The 18,072-nt window shown below is 48.5% G+C and carries 16 protein-coding genes and 1 tRNA gene; 10 read left to right on the top strand and 7 right to left on the bottom strand.

Annotated features, from left to right (window positions below; genetic code table 11):
- Positions 1–36: 36 nt before the first annotated feature.
- Positions 37–207, top strand: coding sequence for a hypothetical protein (locus tag CWI73_RS12530; RefSeq protein WP_157980645.1), 171 nt, complete (start codon positions 37–39; stop codon positions 205–207).
- Between the two features lie 217 nt (positions 208–424).
- Here CWI73_RS12530 and CWI73_RS12400 read toward each other — a convergent pair.
- From CWI73_RS12400 to CWI73_RS12385, 4 genes are all read right to left on the bottom strand, one after another.
- Positions 425–500 (bottom strand) — tRNA-Phe (locus CWI73_RS12400).
- 103 nt (positions 501–603) lie between these two features.
- Positions 604–2,514 (bottom strand): biosynthetic arginine decarboxylase, encoded by a 1,911-nt coding sequence (speA, locus tag CWI73_RS12395; protein ID WP_126753068.1) that lies wholly within the window; start codon positions 2,512–2,514, stop codon positions 604–606.
- Positions 2,515–2,517: 3 nt separating this feature from the next.
- Positions 2,518–3,432, bottom strand: coding sequence for an agmatinase (speB, locus tag CWI73_RS12390; protein WP_126753067.1), 915 nt, complete (start codon positions 3,430–3,432; stop codon positions 2,518–2,520).
- Positions 3,433–3,453: 21 nt separating this feature from the next.
- Complete coding sequence (locus CWI73_RS12385; protein ID WP_126753066.1) at positions 3,454–4,497, bottom strand: ATP-dependent 6-phosphofructokinase; 1,044 nt, start codon at positions 4,495–4,497, stop codon at positions 3,454–3,456.
- Between the two features lie 71 nt (positions 4,498–4,568).
- On the opposite strand from CWI73_RS12385, the gene CWI73_RS12380 reads away from it, so the two are divergent.
- Complete coding sequence (locus CWI73_RS12380; RefSeq protein WP_126753065.1) at positions 4,569–5,639, top strand: Ldh family oxidoreductase; 1,071 nt, start codon at positions 4,569–4,571, stop codon at positions 5,637–5,639.
- Here CWI73_RS12380 and pdxH read toward each other — a convergent pair.
- From pdxH to CWI73_RS12365, 3 genes are read right to left on the bottom strand one after another with little or no spacing between them, the layout of a single operon-like run.
- Positions 5,620–6,258 carry a pyridoxamine 5'-phosphate oxidase gene (gene pdxH / locus CWI73_RS12375; protein ID WP_126753064.1) on the bottom strand — a complete coding sequence of 213 codons (639 nt, stop codon included), beginning with the start codon at positions 6,256–6,258 and terminating at the stop codon, positions 5,620–5,622. The two genes, CWI73_RS12380 and pdxH, sit on opposite strands and share 20 nt — an antisense overlap.
- Before the next feature lie 31 nt (positions 6,259–6,289).
- Positions 6,290–7,837, bottom strand: a complete 1,548-nt coding sequence (locus CWI73_RS12370; protein WP_126753063.1) for a response regulator — start codon at positions 7,835–7,837, stop codon at positions 6,290–6,292.
- Entirely contained in the window at positions 7,837–9,534 is a 1,698-nt protein-coding gene (locus tag CWI73_RS12365) for an amidohydrolase (protein ID WP_126753062.1), read from the bottom strand. The genes CWI73_RS12370 and CWI73_RS12365 overlap by 1 nt, the downstream gene beginning before the upstream one ends.
- A gap of 204 nt (positions 9,535–9,738) precedes the next feature.
- Between CWI73_RS12365 and CWI73_RS12360 the strand changes: the two genes are divergently transcribed.
- The 8 genes from CWI73_RS12360 to fliG all read left to right on the top strand — a co-directional run.
- Entirely contained in the window at positions 9,739–10,362 is a 624-nt protein-coding gene (locus tag CWI73_RS12360; RefSeq protein WP_088768726.1) for a LuxR C-terminal-related transcriptional regulator, read from the top strand.
- Between the two features lie 9 nt (positions 10,363–10,371).
- Entirely contained in the window at positions 10,372–10,899 is a 528-nt protein-coding gene (locus CWI73_RS12355) for a DUF1285 domain-containing protein (protein ID WP_126753061.1), read from the top strand.
- Positions 10,900–10,919: 20 nt separating this feature from the next.
- A complete protein-coding gene (locus CWI73_RS12350; protein WP_126753060.1) occupies positions 10,920–12,362 on the top strand; it encodes a sigma-54 dependent transcriptional regulator in 1,443 nt (480 codons plus the stop codon).
- Between the two features lie 115 nt (positions 12,363–12,477).
- Positions 12,478–13,485 (top strand): sensor histidine kinase, encoded by a 1,008-nt coding sequence (locus CWI73_RS12345; protein ID WP_126753059.1) that lies wholly within the window; start codon positions 12,478–12,480, stop codon positions 13,483–13,485.
- Positions 13,486–13,495: 10 nt separating this feature from the next.
- On the top strand, positions 13,496–14,896 hold the full coding sequence (locus tag CWI73_RS12340; RefSeq protein ID WP_126753069.1) for a sigma-54-dependent transcriptional regulator: 1,401 nt from the start codon (positions 13,496–13,498) through the stop codon (positions 14,894–14,896).
- 67 nt (positions 14,897–14,963) lie between these two features.
- The gene (gene fliE / locus CWI73_RS12335; protein WP_053954033.1) at positions 14,964–15,296 is read left to right on the top strand and encodes a flagellar hook-basal body complex protein FliE; all 333 of its coding nucleotides are present in this window, start codon (positions 14,964–14,966) and stop codon (positions 15,294–15,296) included.
- Positions 15,297–15,344: 48 nt separating this feature from the next.
- Positions 15,345–17,042, top strand: coding sequence for a flagellar basal-body MS-ring/collar protein FliF (gene fliF / locus CWI73_RS12330; protein ID WP_198675201.1), 1,698 nt, complete (start codon positions 15,345–15,347; stop codon positions 17,040–17,042).
- A partial coding sequence (gene fliG, locus CWI73_RS12325; RefSeq protein ID WP_126753057.1) for a flagellar motor switch protein FliG occupies positions 17,035–18,072 on the top strand: 1,038 nt, incomplete at its 3' end. The genes fliF and fliG, both read left to right, overlap by 8 nt.

Raw genomic sequence — 18,072 nt, 5'->3', positions numbered from 1 at the left:
GCTGCAGTTAATTAACTGTCAATTAGGAGAGCATTTATGTCGAACGTAACGGTCGTATACACCAAATCAGAGCTCGAGCGTGCTATCGAACGGCAAGACAAAACAATAGCTGTGAAAAGCTCGTCGCTGGCTGATGACGTGAAAACATTGAAGTCAGCATCAGTTGAAGTCCTTGCCCATCATAAAGATTGTATTCTTTGTCTTTAGGCTTAGCTTCACTGACTTCTCGAGCACTTAACGGTTTAGTTATACGAGCCATTTTAGTAACACGCCTTTAGTACATTCTGTTCTGTGTTACTAAACAGTGTACTAAAAAGTGTGGATGTTACTGAACCAGAAAGGACTAAAAAAGACTCCAACCCCGTCCAAGTACTTGATTAATAAAGGCTTAAAGTACAAATATGGACGGCATTGGAAGGGATGGTGGTGCCCGGAGGCGGAATCGAACCACCGACACGAGGATTTTCAATCCTCTGCTCTACCGACTGAGCTATCCGGGCAACGGCGTGTATTAAACGTTTTTTTCGGTTTCGAGTCAACCGCTTTTCGTGCCTTTTTTACTGTTTGCTCAGTAATTGCACATCAAGCGGTTGTTTTGGTGAATTATTCAACGCTTAAGTAGGTGCTGCCGGCCAAACATTTCTCGTAAAAGTTTGTCCAGCGAACACCGGCTCTTGGTGCGAGACCACCATTTCGAACCTGACGGTCAATTTGTTTCTTAACCGCTTTGGCCATGTACTCCGTATTGTACTGCATGGTTTGCAGCACTTTTTCAGCCGAAGTACCCGGTACCACTTCCTCAATGTAAAAGTCGCCGCGCTCGTCATCGTGGCAATACACGTGTACCTCTGTCAGTCGGCCAAAGAGGTTATGCATGTCGCCCATGACGTCCTGATACGCACCTGTTAAGAATAGACCGACATGATAGTCTTCGCCCTTACGCAAAGAGTGCATTGGAATGTTATCGCTAATTTCGGTGCCTTCAATGTATTTGCCCAGCTTACCGTCACTGTCACACGTAATGTCGGCAATGGAGCAGCGCACTTCCGGCTTCTCGTTTAAACGCGAAATAGGCACTATTGGCAGTACCTGACCAATGGCCCAGGTGTCAGCGGCTGACTGAAAAATAGAAAAGTTACATAAGTACTGGCTGGCGAGCATATCTTCAAGCTCTTCCAGCTCTTGAATAACATAGGCGTCTTTGTCCAGCGACTGATGAATGTCTGCCAGTATTTGCCAGTACATGGTGTCCAGCTTCGCCATTTCCTGTAGCGACAAAATGCCCAGTTTAAAGGCTTCATATGCATTCTGCTTGTAGCCAGCGGCATCGTTATAGCGCTCTTGCGGATGGAACTGTTCACCGGATTGATGCAGCTCACGCATGTTCTTCACCAAAATATGCTCGTCCTCGCTGGGGCTGACATCGAAATTGGTGCTGGCTGGCTTTATTTCACCGACAATGTTGGTAACGACACAGCTGTGGTGGGCGGTCATTGCGCGGCCACTTTCGCTAACCAGGTTAGGGTGGGGTACTTTTTCTAAGTCGCACACCTGTTTGACGCCCCAAACCACGTCGGCAACGTATTCTTCGGTCGAGTAGTTACGGGAAGAGTCGCTGGTGGTACTGGTACCGTCGTAGTCAATGCCCAAACCACCGCCAATATCTAAGTACTCGAGCGGTACGCCTTCCTGAATAAGCTTAGCGTACAAACGAGCACCTTCACTGACGGCTTCTTTTATCTTACGAATATCAGACAGCTGGCTGCCAATGTGAAAGTGTAGAAGCTTGGCGCAGTGCAGCATGTCTTCCTGACGTAAGCGTTCAACCACATTCAGTATTTCGGCAATGCTTAAACCAAATTTAGCTCGATCGCCACTGGAACCAGCCCATTTGCCGGCACTTTTCACCATCATTTTTGAGCGCAGACCAATCATAGGTTCAACGCCTAACTCTTTGGCCAGCGGAATCAGCATTTCGAGTTCGCTGTATTTTTCAATGACAATAATCATCTTGCGGCGTAACTGACGGCCAAGCAGTGCCAGTGTCAGGTAGTCTTTGTCTTTGTAGCCGTTCAGTATGGTCAGCGCGTCGGGGTTTTCATTGTACGCCATAACCGCCATGAGTTCCGGCTTAGAACCCGCTTCCAGCCCGTAATTGTAAGGTTCGCCAGCGTCCATGATTTCTTCAACCACTTCGCGCATTTGGTTGACTTTAATTGGGAACACACCGCAATACTTGCCGTTATAATCGGCGTCCTGAATTTGCTGAGCAAAGGTTTCGTTAATAATTTCGACTTGCGAGCGCAAAATGTCATGAAAACGAATTACCGCCGGCAGCTCAATGCCTTCTGACTTTATTTCTTCAACCACTTCCTGCATATCAATGGCCAAGTCAGGCAGACGATGATTTGGACGAATTTGAATGTTGCCGTTGTCGCCAATCGAAAAATAGCCTGCGCCCCAACGGTTAACGCCATACAATTCTTCTGCTTGATCAATATTCCAGTCTGACATCAATTAGGCTCCTGCGCGCTCTAAAGCAAGTAACAGCTCGCGCACCACTTTGGCCGCGAATACATTGGAGTTGCCGGTAGGGTCTATCGGCGGTGAAAGCTCAACAGCGTCGGCGCCGACGAAGTTTTTCTGGCGCAAAATTTTCATTAAGCTGACAAACGAGTGAAAGTCTTCGCCGCCGGGCTCTGGTGTACCGGTTCCCGGGAAAAACGACGGGTCAAAGTAGTCCAGATCTAGCGTCAAATAGACCGGTCTGTCTGCCGCAATAGCATTAACACTTTCTAAGAATTCCTGACGCGATTTACGAATGGTTTTGTGCTCTTTCATCCACTGATACTCGTCCCGCGTACCAGAGCGAATACCGTACTGGATAAGCTCATGACCAGGGCCGAAGTGATCAACCGAGCGGCGAATGATCGACGCGTGCGAGTAGTGGTAACCGAGGAAGCCATCGCGCAAGTCAGCGTGAGCGTCTAAATGTAACAGCACTAAATCTGGGTATTGCTTCAAATATTTCACAATAGGCGCGTAAGAAATTGAATGCTCACCACCTAACGTCAGTAGCTTAATTTTTTCTTTGGCTAAATCGACGTCGTCAAAAATCTGGTTAAAGTCACTCAGAGCATGATGCCACTGTTTTTCTTCGTCATCGTCAAAGCCCAGTCGCAAATTACCTAAATCATAAAAGGTATGGTCTTCAAGGTCGGCATCTAAATAGGGTGAGTAAGACTCGATGTCCTCAGAAACCGAGCGCAGGCCATCTGGCCCCTCTTTGGTGCCTTTGCGAAAACAGGCGGTGCCGTCAAAACCGAACCCTAAAATATGAGTATGCCCCGAATGCAATTCGGTACTGTGTTCCGCGCCAAAATATGGGCGAATAGGATCGTTCAACGATACGGGTAATGACAATGCGGGCATGCGCTTTGGTGACCTCTCTTTCTAGTCGTCGGCTTGCGTCGATTTCTGCCGATTTTTCTTAATCGGGTTAAACAGACTTTGTTGAATATTAATGAGCTCTTCGCTCAATTTTTTACGTTTTGTCCAAGTGTCTGACAACGGCGTAGCACTCAGTTCATTAGCACTAACACCTGCCATAACACCGGTCTGATTTTGGCGGACTAATTCTACCGCATGAACGCCCAAACGTGTTGCTAAAATTCTGTCCATAGCCGTTGGGCGGCCGCCTCGTTGTACGTGTCCTAATAAACACGGCCGACACGGTAAGTTAAGACGATCTTCCAGTTGCTCTGCAAGTCGAACTGCACCACCAGGCCATTGGTTTTCACACAGCACCATCACGTAACTGGAATCACCGCGGACGCGTTGCACCGACTCAATGTGCTTTACCAGCGCCTCGACCGTTAATGGTTTGTCTTTTTGCAGCTCCGGCAGAATCATACGCTCTGCGCCACACGCCATGGCACTGCTGATACCAATATAGCCGGCGTTACGCCCCATGACTTCAACAATGAATACGCGATCCATGGCTTCTGCGGTATCACGAATTTTATCCAGTGCGTCCATAGCGGTTTCAACCGCCGTGTCATATCCAATAGTGTGATCGGTGCCATAGAGATCATTATCGATGGTGCCGGGCACACCGATAATCGGACCGTTCCAAAATTTCGCTAAATGGTCGGCGCCACGGAACGAGCCGTCACCGCCAATGACAATAAAGGCGTCAATTTGGTGCGCGTCTAAGTTGGTCGCTGCTTCACGCCCGCCCTCATCGGATTTAAAGCGCTCACTACGGGCACTTTTAATAATGGTGCCCGAGTACTGCATAATATGTTCGACGTCTTCTCTGTCTAAGCGCACAAAGTCATTGTTGAGTACGCCTTCGTAGCCATGTCGAAAGCCTATTACCTCAATGCCGTAATTTTCCGCAGCTAATACCACCGCACGAATGGCCGCGTTCATCCCTGGCGCATCACCGCCGCTGGTAATCAATGCAATTCTGTTTATTGTGTTATCAGATGACACAATCTGTACTCCTTGATAATGTCTTATGCGTAGCTTAAACGACCTGCTAGCCGTCACCAAAAGGAAATTTCATGAACACCGACGTGTCACGTTTTGATTATTCTGAATTAGCGCAATGGGCGCAGTCGTGCTTAACCAATTGTGGGGCATCGGGCGAGGTAGCTCGCCATGTGGCGTACTATCTTCTGGAGGGAGACTTACTGGGGTTTAGTACACACGGTTTAATTCGTTTGCTGAATAACTGCCAATGGTTAAAAGACGGTAAAAGCTTGCCAAAAGGGCAACCGGTGGTATTAAGTGAACGTGCAGCCGTCGCAAATTGGGATGCACAGTTTTTGCCGGGACCTTACGTGGTACCGCAGGCGGTTAATGCGGCGTGCGAAATGGCCAAACAGGCAGGCACGGGAACGGTGGTGTTACGACGTAGCCAACATGTGGCGTCTCTGGCTGCCTATTTAACCATTGCCACTGACAAAGGCATGGCGGTGAATTTAATGTGCTCGACTCCGGGGCAGAAGGCGGTTGCGCCGTTCGGCGGGAAAGAGGCGGTGTTTTCGCCGAACCCTTTTGCGGTGGGGGTACCCAGCTCAAAAGAGCCGATGCTGTTTGATATCAGCTTTTCAATGACGGCGGCGGGTAAAGTACGCCAGGCAAAAGCGAATGGGGAGAACTTACCTTACAAAGCGTTAATAAAACCGAACGGCGAATGGACAGATGACCCGCTTAGTTTCTTTGAATCTCCCGGCAGCGCCATTGCTCCTCTGGGAGGGGAGCAACTCGGTTACAAAGGTTATGGCCTTACCTTGTTCAGTGAAATTTGGTCCATGGCGCTGGCGCAGTACGGTCGTGTGCAAGGTGCTGAGGACGGTGACGCGAATACCGTATGGGTTCAGGTAATCGACCCGGAAGCCTTTGGGGATAAAGCTGAGTTTCTGAAGCAGGTTGACCGTTTATTGGATGATGCGCGAAACAGTGCTCCGGCTGACCCTGAATTACCGGTTCGAGTTCCCGGTGAAGCTGCTCTTGCCCGTAAGCGCGAACAGCTCAAGAAGGGGGTGGTTTATACTCCCGCGACAATGAAAGTATTAAAGCGTTGCGCCGAATTTTGTGAGGTCGAATTGCCTAAGGCTGCAACCGGGTAATTCGCCAATGGTCACCGTCGCGGGTGTACTGATAGCGATCATGAAGGCGGTGTTTGCCGCCTTGCCAAAACTCGAAAGTGTCGGGAATAACGCGATAGCCTCCCCAATGACGTGGGCGCGGCACGTCGGTATCAGCGTATTCTTTCAGTAACGCCTGATAATGGCTTTCTAATACATCGCGGCTATCAACCGGGCGACTTTGTTGAGAGGCAAGGGCGGCTACCTGACTTTCTTTCGGACGCGAATGAAAGTACGCATCGTTTTCTTCGTCACTTAATTCAACGGTCTGTCCGATAATGCTGACTTGTCGTTCAAGTGCAAGCCAGGCGAAATGCAACGAAACCTGATTGTTACCGCGAATATCATCGCCTTTATGGCTATTCTTATTGGTGTAAAAGCAAAAGCCTTGCTCGTTATAGCCTTTTAATAGAACAATGCGTTGGCTCGGTACGCCATCGGCATTGACCGTTGCCACAGTCATTGCCGTTGGGTCAGTCAGTACGCCGCTATCAATGGCGTGCTTCATCCAGTGTTCAAATTGCTCTACCGGGCTGGCAAATAATTGCTCGCGGTGCAAACTGCCTAAACCGTATTCACGGCGCATGGCCTGTAAATCCATAGTGGTTCCTCTACTAACACCTTGTTAATGCTTACTGGTTGTCCTGATAACGCTTACGAATTTTTTCCATTGCATCCAAATTGTCGAGCATAAGTCCGACTAATTCCGGATCAAAAAACACGCCGCTGTGTTTGAGTAAATAGTCAGCTGCCGCTTCCGCTTCCTGCGCATCACGGTAGCTACGTTGCGTACGAAGCGCATCGTAATGACTGGTTATCGACAAAATACGGGCGTTCAGATTAATGGCATCGCCGCTTTTTTGAGCGGGAAAGCCAGAGCCGTCCCAACGCTCATGAATATCCTGCGCGATGCCCGCCGCTATCTTAGCCACTGCGGTATCCGTTTGCTGCAAATAATCATGTCCTTGTATGACTTTTTGCATGATCTCTTCATAGTCATGAATACTCAATGCATCAGCACGCTGAGCCAATTCCAGCTGCACCGACACCTTACCAATATCATAGACCGACGCGGCTTGCTTTAATGCCTGCGCCTGTTCATCATCGCGACCGGCCGCAATCGCCAGCTGCCCGGCCATTTCAGCTGAACGTTTGACGTGGTGACTGACTTCATCAATAGAGCGCTTCTCAATGGCTTCGCCTACGCTGTAAAGCAATTCACGTTGAGCCTCCCGTTCGCTCTCTGTGGCTTGCAGGTTATCAATGGCAATGGAGCTATTATTCACAAATAGCCCCAGCAGGTTTTGATCCAGCTCAGACAAGTCACGGACACCGCGAATAAACAGTAAATACTGACGCGAGCTACTGGTTTTATAAAGCCCATAATAGTTACCGTCGACAATACGGAACTCAACGTTTTTAGCACTTTGCTGCATAGGGCGCACAATATCCCAGTCAATTTCGCTGTTAACAGGGTCGCCCACGGCCTGTTCAAAGTCACCCGTGCCGCCAATGATTTCGAACGGCTCGTTGGTGTCTGAACTGGCGGTGAGTGCATCAATGCGGCAATACATAGCGTCGTCGCTATGCGTAATTAATGCGACCAGCTGCTCCAAAATTCCCTGACATAACCCCTGCATTGAGCGGGCTGAGAACACCTCTGCCGACGCATTAATGACTTTTTCTAATCCGCGCTTGTTGCGTTCGATGGCATTTAAGTCGCGGTAGGCGCGTAAGCATGAGTACATTAACGTGACGAGCTTACGGTAGGTCAGCTCGGTTTTCTCTTTGTAGTCGTCAATATCAAAACGGGCAATGACATCTTCTTCTGGCGCCTGACCCGGCTGACCGGTGCGAAGCACTATGCGTATTAAACGGTTTTTCAACTCCTCGCGTACCCATTTGGCTACGTCTAAGCCAGCGTGGTCGGTTTCCATAACCACATCGAGCAACATCATGGCAATATCGCGATTTTTATTCAAAAAGGCGATAGCTTCCTTACCTGAGTGAACCGAATGGAACTCCAGCGGTCGGCCATCGAGACGAAACTCGCTGAGTGCCATTTTTGTTATCGTGTGAATTTCTTCATCATCATCGACAATGAGAATATGGTACGGTTCGACGGCCTCGTCGCTGACTGACTCTACTTCGTCTTCTGCGAATAGAAAGTCATCACTCATTAGTCGTTGTCTCCCTTCGTATAAACACGTTCACCGGCAACATAGGTAGCTTGCACATTAGTACGCCAAATATCTTCAGCATCAACGGCGAATGGATCCTGGTCAACAATAATAAAGTCAGCCCACTTGCCTGGCTCTAAAGAACCGAGTTGTTGTTCCTGCCATGCCGCGTAGGCAGCATCAATGGTGAATGAACGCAGCGCTTGTGCACGGCTCATGCTCTCATCGGCATACCAACCGCCTTCTGGCATATTTTCACGGTCCTGACGGGTAACCGCGGCATGTAAGCCATAAAACGGGTTAGCAAGTTCAACCGGGAAGTCAGAACCAGAGGCAACGATAGTGCCTTGTTGCAGGAATGTCTGCCAGGCATAGGCGCCTTTCATGCGATCTTTGCCTAAGCGATCTTCCGCCATGTTCTTGTCACTGGTCGCGTGAGTTGGCTGCATAGATGCGACTAAGTTCAATTCTTTAAACCGGTGCAGGTCATCTGGATGCACAATTTGTGAATGTTCAATGCGGTTACGCAAATTACGGCCACCCATTGTTTCGTAGGCTTTCTCGATATTGTTCAGTACAACTCGGTTGGCACGGTCGCCGATAGCGTGTGTATTAACCTGGAATCCGTGTGGAATAATTAAACGGTAAAGCGACATCATTTGTTCTTGTGAGGTCACCATAAGACCGTGATTACCATGGTCGTCGCTATAATCTTCGATAAGCGCCGCACCGCGGCTTCCTAAAGCGCCGTCTGCGTATATTTTGACACTACGAATTGTCAGTTTGTTGTCGTCGGTATAGTAAGGGCCCTCAGCCAAAAGTTGCGGTAGTTTAGGCTCTGTAGCGGCGAGCATGCCATAAATACGCAGCGGCATTAGTCCTTGATTATGTAGTCCTTTATAAACCGATACTTCATCTGCGCTTATACCGGCGTCATGAACCGACGTGATACCGCGCTCAACCAAATGCTCGAAGGCGAGCTGGAAAGCTTTACGTTGTTGTTCAAAGCTGGCTTCCGGTATGACTTTTTCGACGAGCTGCATGGCATTATCGATTAAAACACCGGTTGGCTGACCGTTTTCATCTTTGACGATTTCGCCACCATCAGGAGACACGGTGTCTTTATCAATACCGGCTAAACGCAGTGCTTCTGAATTAGCCCAACCGGCATGACCGTCAACGCGGGTGAGCCAAACGGGGCGTTCGTTAACCAGCTCGTCAAGGTCGCTGGCGCGCGGAAAACGTTTTTCTTCCCAGTTTTCTTGATTCCAGCTGCGGCCGGTTATCCAGGGGAGAGATGGCTGTGTGTCTGCATAGCGTTTAACACGTTGAGCCGCGTCCTTCACTGATGTGCTGTCGCGTAAGTCCACCTGTAATAAGCTGTTCCCTAAACCCAAAACGTGTCCGTGTGCATCAATCAGGCCGGGGAGAACGGTTTTGCCTTGCAAGTTGATAATATCGTCGGTGTTTGAATAGCGTTCGTTGAGTTCGTCACCGCCGATGGCCTTAATCTTACCGTTATCTATCAACATGGACGAAAATTGCTGTAATACCGCATTTTCGCCGGCAGGGCTGGTTAGCGTATACCCATTGGCGTTGGTGTATAACGTATCGGCAACCGCTGTTGTGCTTAAAAGCATACTGGTAATGGAAGCGGTGGCAATGGATGTTAATGAAAAACGACGTGATAAAGACATACTCACAACACTCTTTTATTTTTTAAGTAAAGTCACACTATAGCGTTTTTTAGCGCGAATAAACCAGACAGCGGAATAAACTTTTTGTTAACGAAATTAACAACTCATCTTGGATAGACAACATCACCAACCAAAATACTTGCTGTCTGTTATATTTTAGGTATGCTAAAAGTTAATTTTAGAACGGGTAATTTGGACGTCGGAATGAAGATTCTCATTATAGACCCTGAGTTTTTTATGCGTGCAGGGCTCATACAGCTTTTAACGAACTATGCGAATCAGCCTTCGATTTATGAAGCCGACTCGTTTGAAGTGGCGGAAAGCTACCTGTCCGCCGATAAGTACGACCTCATTTTCTTAGATATGGACTTACCAGACGCGGAAATCCGTCCGGCGCTGCAGAAAATCAAAAAAGAAGCGCCGATGGCACACTTGGTTGTCTTTACCCGCCCGCGTTCTATTTCAGAGGTTCGCCAGGTGCTTGCTGCCGGGGTACGCAGTTACTTACCAAAAGACAGTACGGCCGAACAAGCGAAATTAGCGGTTCGTGCGTTACTCAATGGTGACCGTTACATCCCGGATGACCCTTACCTTAACGAACCTCGCGATAAATCCAGTGGTGCCGAGGGCTTTTTGTCGCCACGTCAGCTGGAAATTATGCAGCTGTTAGCTCAAGGTTTGTCGAACAAAGAAATAGCCAATATTCTGGGTATTACTGAGGGAACCATCCGCGTGCACTTGTCGGCAATATTTAAAGCCATAAAGGTGTCTAATCGTACGGAAGCGACACTTTGGTACTTATTACGTCAAAAGAAGCTGGTTGACTGATAACGTCGTATGTCGTTAAACCGCCTCATTGCAGAGCTGGAAAAGCATCAACACGCCCCTACTGAACAGTGGAATCCGCCGTATTGTGGAGAAATCCCAATACGAATTGATGGTGAAGGGCGTTGGTATTATCAAGACAGTGAAATTCAACGGCAGGCACTGGTAAAACTGTTTGCCTCTGTACTCGTAAGAGACGGTGATGATTATTTTCTGGTCACACCGGCTGAAAAAGTGAAAATTACCGTCGATGATGTCCCTTTTATGGTGGTCGACTGGGAACAACGTACAGAAGATGGCGAAAGCCTCTTGCTGTTAACAACCAATATCGGTGATACTCTTGTTTTGAGTTCTGAACATCCGTTACAAATTAAAGAGGGTGTTCCTTACGTTATGATGCCAAGAGAGCTCGAAGCCAAAGTGCATCGAAATGTATTTTATCAGTGGGTATCGATTGCACAGACTCGAGAAGTTGATGGAAAAGAGCAGTGGTTTCTTTCCAGTGCGGGCGAGACCTTTGTATTGGGCTATGTGAACTAGGACGTTGCGGTAATTCGTCTATGGTAAAAACAAGAACAGTTTATCTGGTTGAGCAACATCCCGCTCGCAGGCAGCACTTTGAGACAGTTCTGACCTTTATTGGCGAGTCTGTAAAAGTTGTTGAGCCAGAGCAGTTACTGAGTTTAAGTCCAGCCGAGGCCTTATGCGTGATAGCCGGTACAAGCGTTGATAATCTGCGTGATTTGGCAAGTAATGCGCCGCACTTACCTTTTATCTGTGCCGCTAGTGAACATGAAAGTGCTCTGGAAAAAGCCAATGTTCTGGGTCCTTTAGACGACTCGTTTGACTATTCCAGCCTATCTAACCTGTTGCATTACTGTCAGGCTTATCATCAGCAAATGCCTGGCCGTAAAGTTAACAAACAACACCCGAAACGCTCTCATTTAGAGCAAACTCTAATTGGTCAGGGACGTGCTATGAAGCACGTACGGCAACTTATAGAGCAAGTCGCAGGAACCGACGCCAACGTCCTGATTCTGGGTGAGTCGGGGACGGGTAAAGAAGTCGTGGCGAGAGGTGTTCATGACTTGTCAGAGCGACATAAAGGTCCGTTTGTCCCCGTGAATTGCGGCGCGATTCCCGGTGACCTATTGGAAAGTGAATTATTCGGCCATGAGAAAGGGGCCTTTACCGGAGCGATAGGCGCTCGTAAGGGACGTTTTGAGTTGGCGCAAGGCGGCACTCTGTTTCTGGATGAAATTGGTGATATGCCAATGCCGATGCAGGTAAAGCTGCTGCGAGTATTGCAAGAGCGAACATTTGAACGAGTGGGTGGTAGTAAAAGTATCTCCGCCGACGTTCGTGTGGTAGCGGCCACCCACCGCGAGCTCGAACAAATGATTATCGACGGTAAATTCCGGGAAGACTTGTATTACCGCTTGAATGTGTTCCCGATTGAAATGCCCGCCCTGCGCGAGCGTCAGGAAGATGTTCCACTGCTGATGCAGGAGCTGACGCAACGCTTTAAAAAGGAACGGGGCGTTGGCGTGCGCTTTACTGAACGAGCGCTTGAGTCATTGTCTTACCACCGCTGGCCGGGAAATGTTCGGGAACTGACTAACTTAATCGAGCGGTTAACCATCATGCATCCTGACAGCCTGGTCGATGTGTCAGACTTGCCGCCTAAGTATCAACATATTGATCACAGCAGCCCAAGCCCCGATTACCCGGAAGAGGTGCTTGAACGTGAAGCACTGAACGCTATTTTCTCCGACTCCGACGACGAGGATATCGAGGAGTCGACAAGCGCTTCATTAGACTCGGAGCTACCCGACGACGGTGTGAACCTAAAAGACCTGCTCAGCGAGATTGAAACCGGCATGATAGCCCAAGTACTGGAAAAGTCGGATTGGGTTGTGGCGAAAGCGGCTGAGCTACTCAGTATGCGGCGCACCACCTTGGTCGAGAAAATGAAAAAGTACGGTATTCAAAAAGACGACTAACTCTGCTGTCGATTTTTTGACATCTTAACTCATTGAAATAAAACAATAATTTACTGGCATCCATTTTGCATTACTAAGCCTAATTAAAACTTAGTGTGAAGTGGGAGATGTCAGTATGGCGACCTACCATCAAATTATTGATGCGATGCCAAATGCCGTAATTTTGCTCGACAGTCACGGTGTTGTGGACTACTGCAATGACAATGCGCAATCATTACTGGAACACTCGCTCAAAGGCGAAGTATGGCGTGATCTTGTCGCGACACTGTTCGCTCCCAAAGCCGATGACTGGCACGAAGTGTCGTTAAAAAATGGGCGACGAGTTCGTATAGATACCTCTGAGGTGAATGAAAAACCAGGCCAGCTAATTGTCTTAACTGATTTAACCGAAACTCGGCAACTTCAACAGCGTATTTCTCACTTACAGCGTTTATCGTCAATGGGGAAAATGGTGGCGTCGTTAGCGCACCAAATACGAACCCCTTTGTCAGCTGCGATTCTCTACGCACAAAACTTATCACAAGGCATGATATCGCCGGTTAAGCAGCAACGTTTCTCCCATAAATTGCTGTCTCGTTTGCATAACCTCGAACAGCAGGTCAATGACATGCTGTTGTTTGCTAAAAGCGGCGAAAAGCCCGTGTTGGAAGAGCTGACAACGCACAGCTTATTGAATACGGTTGCTTCAAATGTTGAGTCTTATGCGGCACAGCATCATGTCAATCTTGTCATGCCTGAATGCGGGCACAGTGCTGTGTTGAAAGGGAATAAAACCGCACTAACTGGTGCATTACAGAATTTAATTAATAACGCCATAGATGCCAGCCAGGCGGGCCAAGAGGTATTGGTCAAAACACATGTCGAAGGTAATAACTGGTGTGTTTCCGTCATAGATGCAGGTGCTGGCATTGATAAAGAAAAGCAAGCGCAAATATTTACGCCCTTTTTTACCGGAAAATCAAATGGCACCGGGCTTGGTTTAGCTGTCGTACAAACGGTTTTACGAGCTCATCATGGCAGTATTGACTGGGAAAGCGAGCTGGGTAAAGGCAGTCGCTTTACACTCTCTATTCCGGTTCATTGTTTTAATGAGCAACCGGTAAGCGAGGTGCGTTATGGCTAACGGTGAAACTATGAATGCACGAAATGTTCTGGTCGTCGAAGACGATGTTTCGCTTCGCGAGGCTATTGTCGACACACTTGAGCTGGCTGATTGTGAGTGTATTGAAGCGGCCAACGGCGAAGAAGCGCTCATTGCGCTGAAAGACAATAAAGTATCGTTAGTGATCAGCGATGTACAAATGCCGGGTGTCGATGGCTTGCAGCTACTGCGCAGCATGAATCGTCAACAGTTTGATATTCCGGTCATAATGATGACAGCGTTCGCCAAAGTGGATGATGCTGTTGTGGCGATGCGTGAAGGTGCTGTCGATTATTTGACGAAGCCGTTTTCAACTGAGAAATTACAGACCCTTGTGCAACGCTATTTGCCGGATGGTGCTATTGATGATGTGAGTCCGGTCGCAGAAGAAGCGTCCAGCCAACAAGTTTTTGCCATGGCGAAACGTGTTGCAGACAGTGATGCCAGTGTGATGATTACCGGACCGAGCGGCACCGGTAAAGAAGTGCTGGCGCGCTATATCCATAAACAATCGAGTCGTGCACAGGCGCCTTTTGTTGCCATTAACTGTGCAGCAATACCTGAAAATATGCTGGAATCAATGTTGTTTGGCTATGAGAAAGGTGCATTTACCGGCGCAACACAGTCGCAGCCGGGTAAGTTTGAACTGGCGCAAGGCGGTACTATTTTGCTCGACGAAGTCACAGAAATGCCGTTGCACCTACAGGCAAAGCTTTTGCGCGTAATTCAGGAAAAGCAGGTAGAGCGCCTGGGATCCCGGAAGACCATTCAATTGGATGTAAGAATTTTGGCGACATCGAATAGAGACCTGCAGCAGGCAGTGGCTGAAGGCGAGTTTCGTGAAGACTTGATGTATCGCTTAAATGTGTTTCCTCTGCACTGGCGACCGTTGGCTGAGCGTCCCGCCGATATTTTACCGTTGGCGGAGAACTTGTTGCAGCGGCACAAACAGCGCTCGGGCATTAAAACGCCAGTGTCGTTTAGTGAGCATGCTAAACATTGCTTAACCCAGTATCACTGGCCGGGTAATGTCAGGGAGTTGGAGAATGTGGTTCAGCGCGCGCTGGTGTTGCATCGCAATGAAGTGATTGAGCCTGATGACTTAATGCTGGAGTTAAACCAAAGCGCTGAGTCCGATGCCAATAGCGAAGCTGTATTTCCTGAGCAAGTGAGTTACTCACAAAACTCAACGAAAGACACACTCGAAGGTGCATCGGAGTCAGCCGATAAATTAGATGATTCGTTGTTTCACCAGGAGTACCGAATTATTAAAGACGCACTTCAGCGGCACCAGGGAAAACGTAAGCCGGTTGCCGATGAGCTAGGCATTAGCCCACGCACGCTGCGTTACAAATTAGCAAAAATCCGCGAACAAGGTCTCTCCATAAATTAAAGTTGGCATTCCACTTGCATAATATCTGTTAAGAATTGTTAATGATGATTTTTTGACGGGGTGAATTATGAAAGTGGAAGCCAACGCTCTCTACCAGCAGATGCAGGCTATGTCTGCACAAGCGTCTCAAAGCGACAAGGCAACCAATGTAAATGCCCTTCCGGGAAATACTGCGAATGCCGACTTTTCGAATATGCTGAAAAGCGCTATCGATAATGTTAACGAGCTGCAGCAAACCTCGGGCGACTTAAAAACTCGTATGGAGCTTGGTGACCCCAATGTCACGTTGGAACAAACCATGATAGCCAGTCAAAAATCAAGCATTGCCTTTGAGGCAACCGTTCAGGTACGCAACAAGATAGTCGATGCGTACAAAGAAATCATGTCAATGCCGGTATAAACCGCAGTAGCACTGGAGATTTGAATTGTGGCTGAATCAACAGACTTAATGGTGCAGGACAATGCACTTCCGGACTCTCCGGACACAGGCGCTTCGGGCGAAGGCAATGAAAAGTCCGGCATTATGGACATGCTGGGTAACTTTGACATGCTGCGCCAGGTTATTGTGGTACTGGCTCTGGCTATCTGCGTTGCTATCGCTGTTTTCATCATGCTTTGGGCTCAGGAACCAACGTATCGTCCGTTAGGTAAGCTGGAAACCGAAGAGTTGGTCAGTACGCTTGATTATATGGACGCGAATGGCATTGACTATAAGGTGAACGGCAACACTATTTCAGTACCTGAAGAGAAATACGACGCGATTAAACTGGAGTTGACGCGTGCCGGGGTGAACTACGGTAACGCCGAATCTGATGGTTCAGAGATTCTAATGAGTGAACCGGGATTTGGTGTCAGTCAACGTCTGGAAAGAGAGCGCCTGATTCATTCACGTGAAGTGCAACTGGCACGCGCCATTGAAGAAATGAAAAAAGTGTCGGCTGCGCGTGTGCTTTTGGCCGTACCGAAGCAGAATGTGTTTGCCCGTCGTGAAAAGCAGCCGAAAGCGTCGGTGATGCTAAACGTTAGAGGCGGTACTTCATTGAGCGAAGAAGAAGTTGCTTCTATTGTTGATATGGTGGCTTCTTCGGTTACAGGTCTAAGCACAGAGCATGTCACCGTTACTGATCAGGCTGGCCGTTTATTGAACTCTGGCTCGCAAAGCGCATTGGCTGCGAAAAGCTCGCGAGAGTATCAAATTGAACAAAAGCGCGAAGCCGAATATTTGGAGAAAATTGATAGTATCTTGATTCCCGTGCTGGGTTACGACAATTACACCGCGCAAGTCGATGTTACTATGGACTTTACTCAGCGCGAATCAACCCAGCGCCAGTTTAACCCTGATATGCCGGCTATTCGCAGTGAAATGACCGTAGAGAACCGTTCTACGGGCAGTCCTATTGGCGGTATTCCGGGAGCCTTAACCAATCAGCCTCCATTAGAGTCAGATATACCGGAAGAGGCGGGTCCAGGCAGCGCTGGTGGCTCAGTGAACGGAAGTACACACCGTGAAGCGACGCGCAACTACGAGCTGGATAACTCAATCACACATACAAGAAACCAAACGGGCACTATCGAGCGCTTGAGCGTTTCGGTTGCTGTGAATCATGAGCAAGTGACTGGTGAAAATGGTGAAGCGCAGCAGCAACCGCGCAGTGCGGAAGAGCTCGCAAACATCCGTCGTTTGTTACAAGGTGGTTTAGGTTTCGATATTAATCGTGGTGATGCGCTGGAAGTTGTGTCTGTACCTTTTGCTCAATTGCCGCAGATTGGTGACGGTGAAACGCCGCTGTGGGAAGAGCCTTGGTTCTGGCGTGCTTTCCGCTTAGTCATGGGCGCATTGGTTATTGTGGTCTTGATATTAGCCGTTGTTCGTCCGATGCTTAAGAAACTGATGAATCCTGAAGCGGATGTCGAGGACGATGCTGAAGCGTTATTTGAAGGCGATGAAGCAATGGGCGATGAAACCATTGATCTGTTATCCTCACAGTTTGATGAGAGTGCTGTTGGGTTTGGTGCTGACGGAAGTTTGCAATTACCTGACTTGCATAAAGATGAAGACTTGTTGAAAGCGGTTCGTGCGTTAGTTGCTAATGAACCAGAGCTGTCTTCGCAAGTTGTCAAAGCATGGTTGAACGAAGATGCCTGATCAAGATATTAAAACAAAACGTGGCAAGGTTGAGTTCGATGTGAACTCCCTTGAGGGCGTTGAAAAAGCGGCAATATTGTTGCTGAGTCTGTCTGAGGAAGACGCGGCACAAATTCTAAAACACCTCGAGCCTAAGCAGGTACAGAAGGTGGGTATGGCCATGGCAAGTCTGGAAGATTTTAACCAGGACAAAGTCAACGCCGTTCACCATTTGTTCCTGGAAGAAATTCAGAAGTTCACCAATATCGGCTTCAAGAGTGAAGAGTTTGTGCGTAAAGCACTAACGTCAGCGCTGGGTGAAGACAAAGCCGGTAACCTGATTGAACAAATCGTCATGGGTGGTGGCTCGAAAGGCCTGGACTCGCTGAAGTGGATGGACTCAAAACAAGTAGCGACCATTATTCGCAACGAGCACCCACAAATTCAGACGATTGTTCTGTCTTATTTGGACCCGGAGCAAAGTGCCGAGATTATGGCGCAGTTCCCGGAAAAAGTGCGCCTGGACTTAATGATGCGTATCGCCAACTTAGAAGAAGTTCAGCCAGCAGCACTGCAAGAGTTGAACGAGATTATGGAGAAGCAGTTTGCAGGTCAGGCTGGTGCTCAGGCAGCGAAGATGGGCGGCTTGAAAGCAGCGGCGAATATCATGAACTACCTGGATACCAACATCGAAGGTCAGTTGATGGACTCTATCCGCGAGCAAGACGAAGAGATGAGTCAGAATATCCAGGACTTGATGTTTGTGTTCGAAAACCTGGTGGATGTCGACGACCGTGGCATTCAGACCTTGCTGCGCGAAGTCGAGGGCGAAACATTGCAAAAAGCAATGAAAGGTGCCGACGAAGCGGTTCAGGAGAAAATTTTCAAGAATATGTCGAAACGTGCCGGCGATATGCTGCGTGACGACCTTGAAGCCATGGGACCGATACGTATTAGTGATGTGGAAGCGGCGCAGAAAGACATTCTGGCGGCAGCACGTCGATTAGCTGACGCGGGCGAAATCATGCTTGGCGGTGGCGGCGGTGAAGAA

The organism is Idiomarina piscisalsi (genome assembly GCF_003987095.1).
GTDB classification, from domain to species: domain Bacteria; phylum Pseudomonadota; class Gammaproteobacteria; order Enterobacterales; family Alteromonadaceae; genus Idiomarina; species Idiomarina piscisalsi.
This window is presented reverse-complemented; position numbering and strand designations above follow the sequence as displayed.

What these genes read in the sequence shown, in the direction of transcription:
- CWI73_RS12530 (WP_157980645.1), top strand. Translation starts at nt 37, where the DNA reads ATGTCGAACGTAACGGTCGTATACACCAAATCAGAGCTCGAGCGTGCT.
- speA (WP_126753068.1), bottom strand. Translation starts at nt 2,514, where the DNA reads ATGTCAGACTGGAATATTGATCAAGCAGAAGAATTGTATGGCGTTAAC.
- speB (WP_126753067.1), bottom strand. Translation starts at nt 3,432, where the DNA reads ATGCCCGCATTGTCATTACCCGTATCGTTGAACGATCCTATTCGCCCA.
- CWI73_RS12380 (WP_126753065.1), top strand. Translation starts at nt 4,569, where the DNA reads ATGAACACCGACGTGTCACGTTTTGATTATTCTGAATTAGCGCAATGG.
- pdxH (WP_126753064.1), bottom strand. Translation starts at nt 6,258, where the DNA reads ATGGATTTACAGGCCATGCGCCGTGAATACGGTTTAGGCAGTTTGCAC.
- CWI73_RS12370 (WP_126753063.1), bottom strand. Translation starts at nt 7,837, where the DNA reads ATGAGTGATGACTTTCTATTCGCAGAAGACGAAGTAGAGTCAGTCAGC.
- CWI73_RS12365 (WP_126753062.1), bottom strand. Translation starts at nt 9,534, where the DNA reads ATGTCTTTATCACGTCGTTTTTCATTAACATCCATTGCCACCGCTTCC.
- CWI73_RS12360 (WP_088768726.1), top strand. Translation starts at nt 9,739, where the DNA reads ATGAAGATTCTCATTATAGACCCTGAGTTTTTTATGCGTGCAGGGCTC.
- CWI73_RS12355 (WP_126753061.1), top strand. Translation starts at nt 10,372, where the DNA reads ATGTCGTTAAACCGCCTCATTGCAGAGCTGGAAAAGCATCAACACGCC.
- CWI73_RS12350 (WP_126753060.1), top strand. Translation starts at nt 10,920, where the DNA reads ATGGTAAAAACAAGAACAGTTTATCTGGTTGAGCAACATCCCGCTCGC.
- CWI73_RS12345 (WP_126753059.1), top strand. Translation starts at nt 12,478, where the DNA reads ATGGCGACCTACCATCAAATTATTGATGCGATGCCAAATGCCGTAATT.
- CWI73_RS12340 (WP_126753069.1), top strand. Translation starts at nt 13,496, where the DNA reads ATGAATGCACGAAATGTTCTGGTCGTCGAAGACGATGTTTCGCTTCGC.
- fliE (WP_053954033.1), top strand. Translation starts at nt 14,964, where the DNA reads ATGAAAGTGGAAGCCAACGCTCTCTACCAGCAGATGCAGGCTATGTCT.
- fliF (WP_198675201.1), top strand. Translation starts at nt 15,345, where the DNA reads ATGGTGCAGGACAATGCACTTCCGGACTCTCCGGACACAGGCGCTTCG.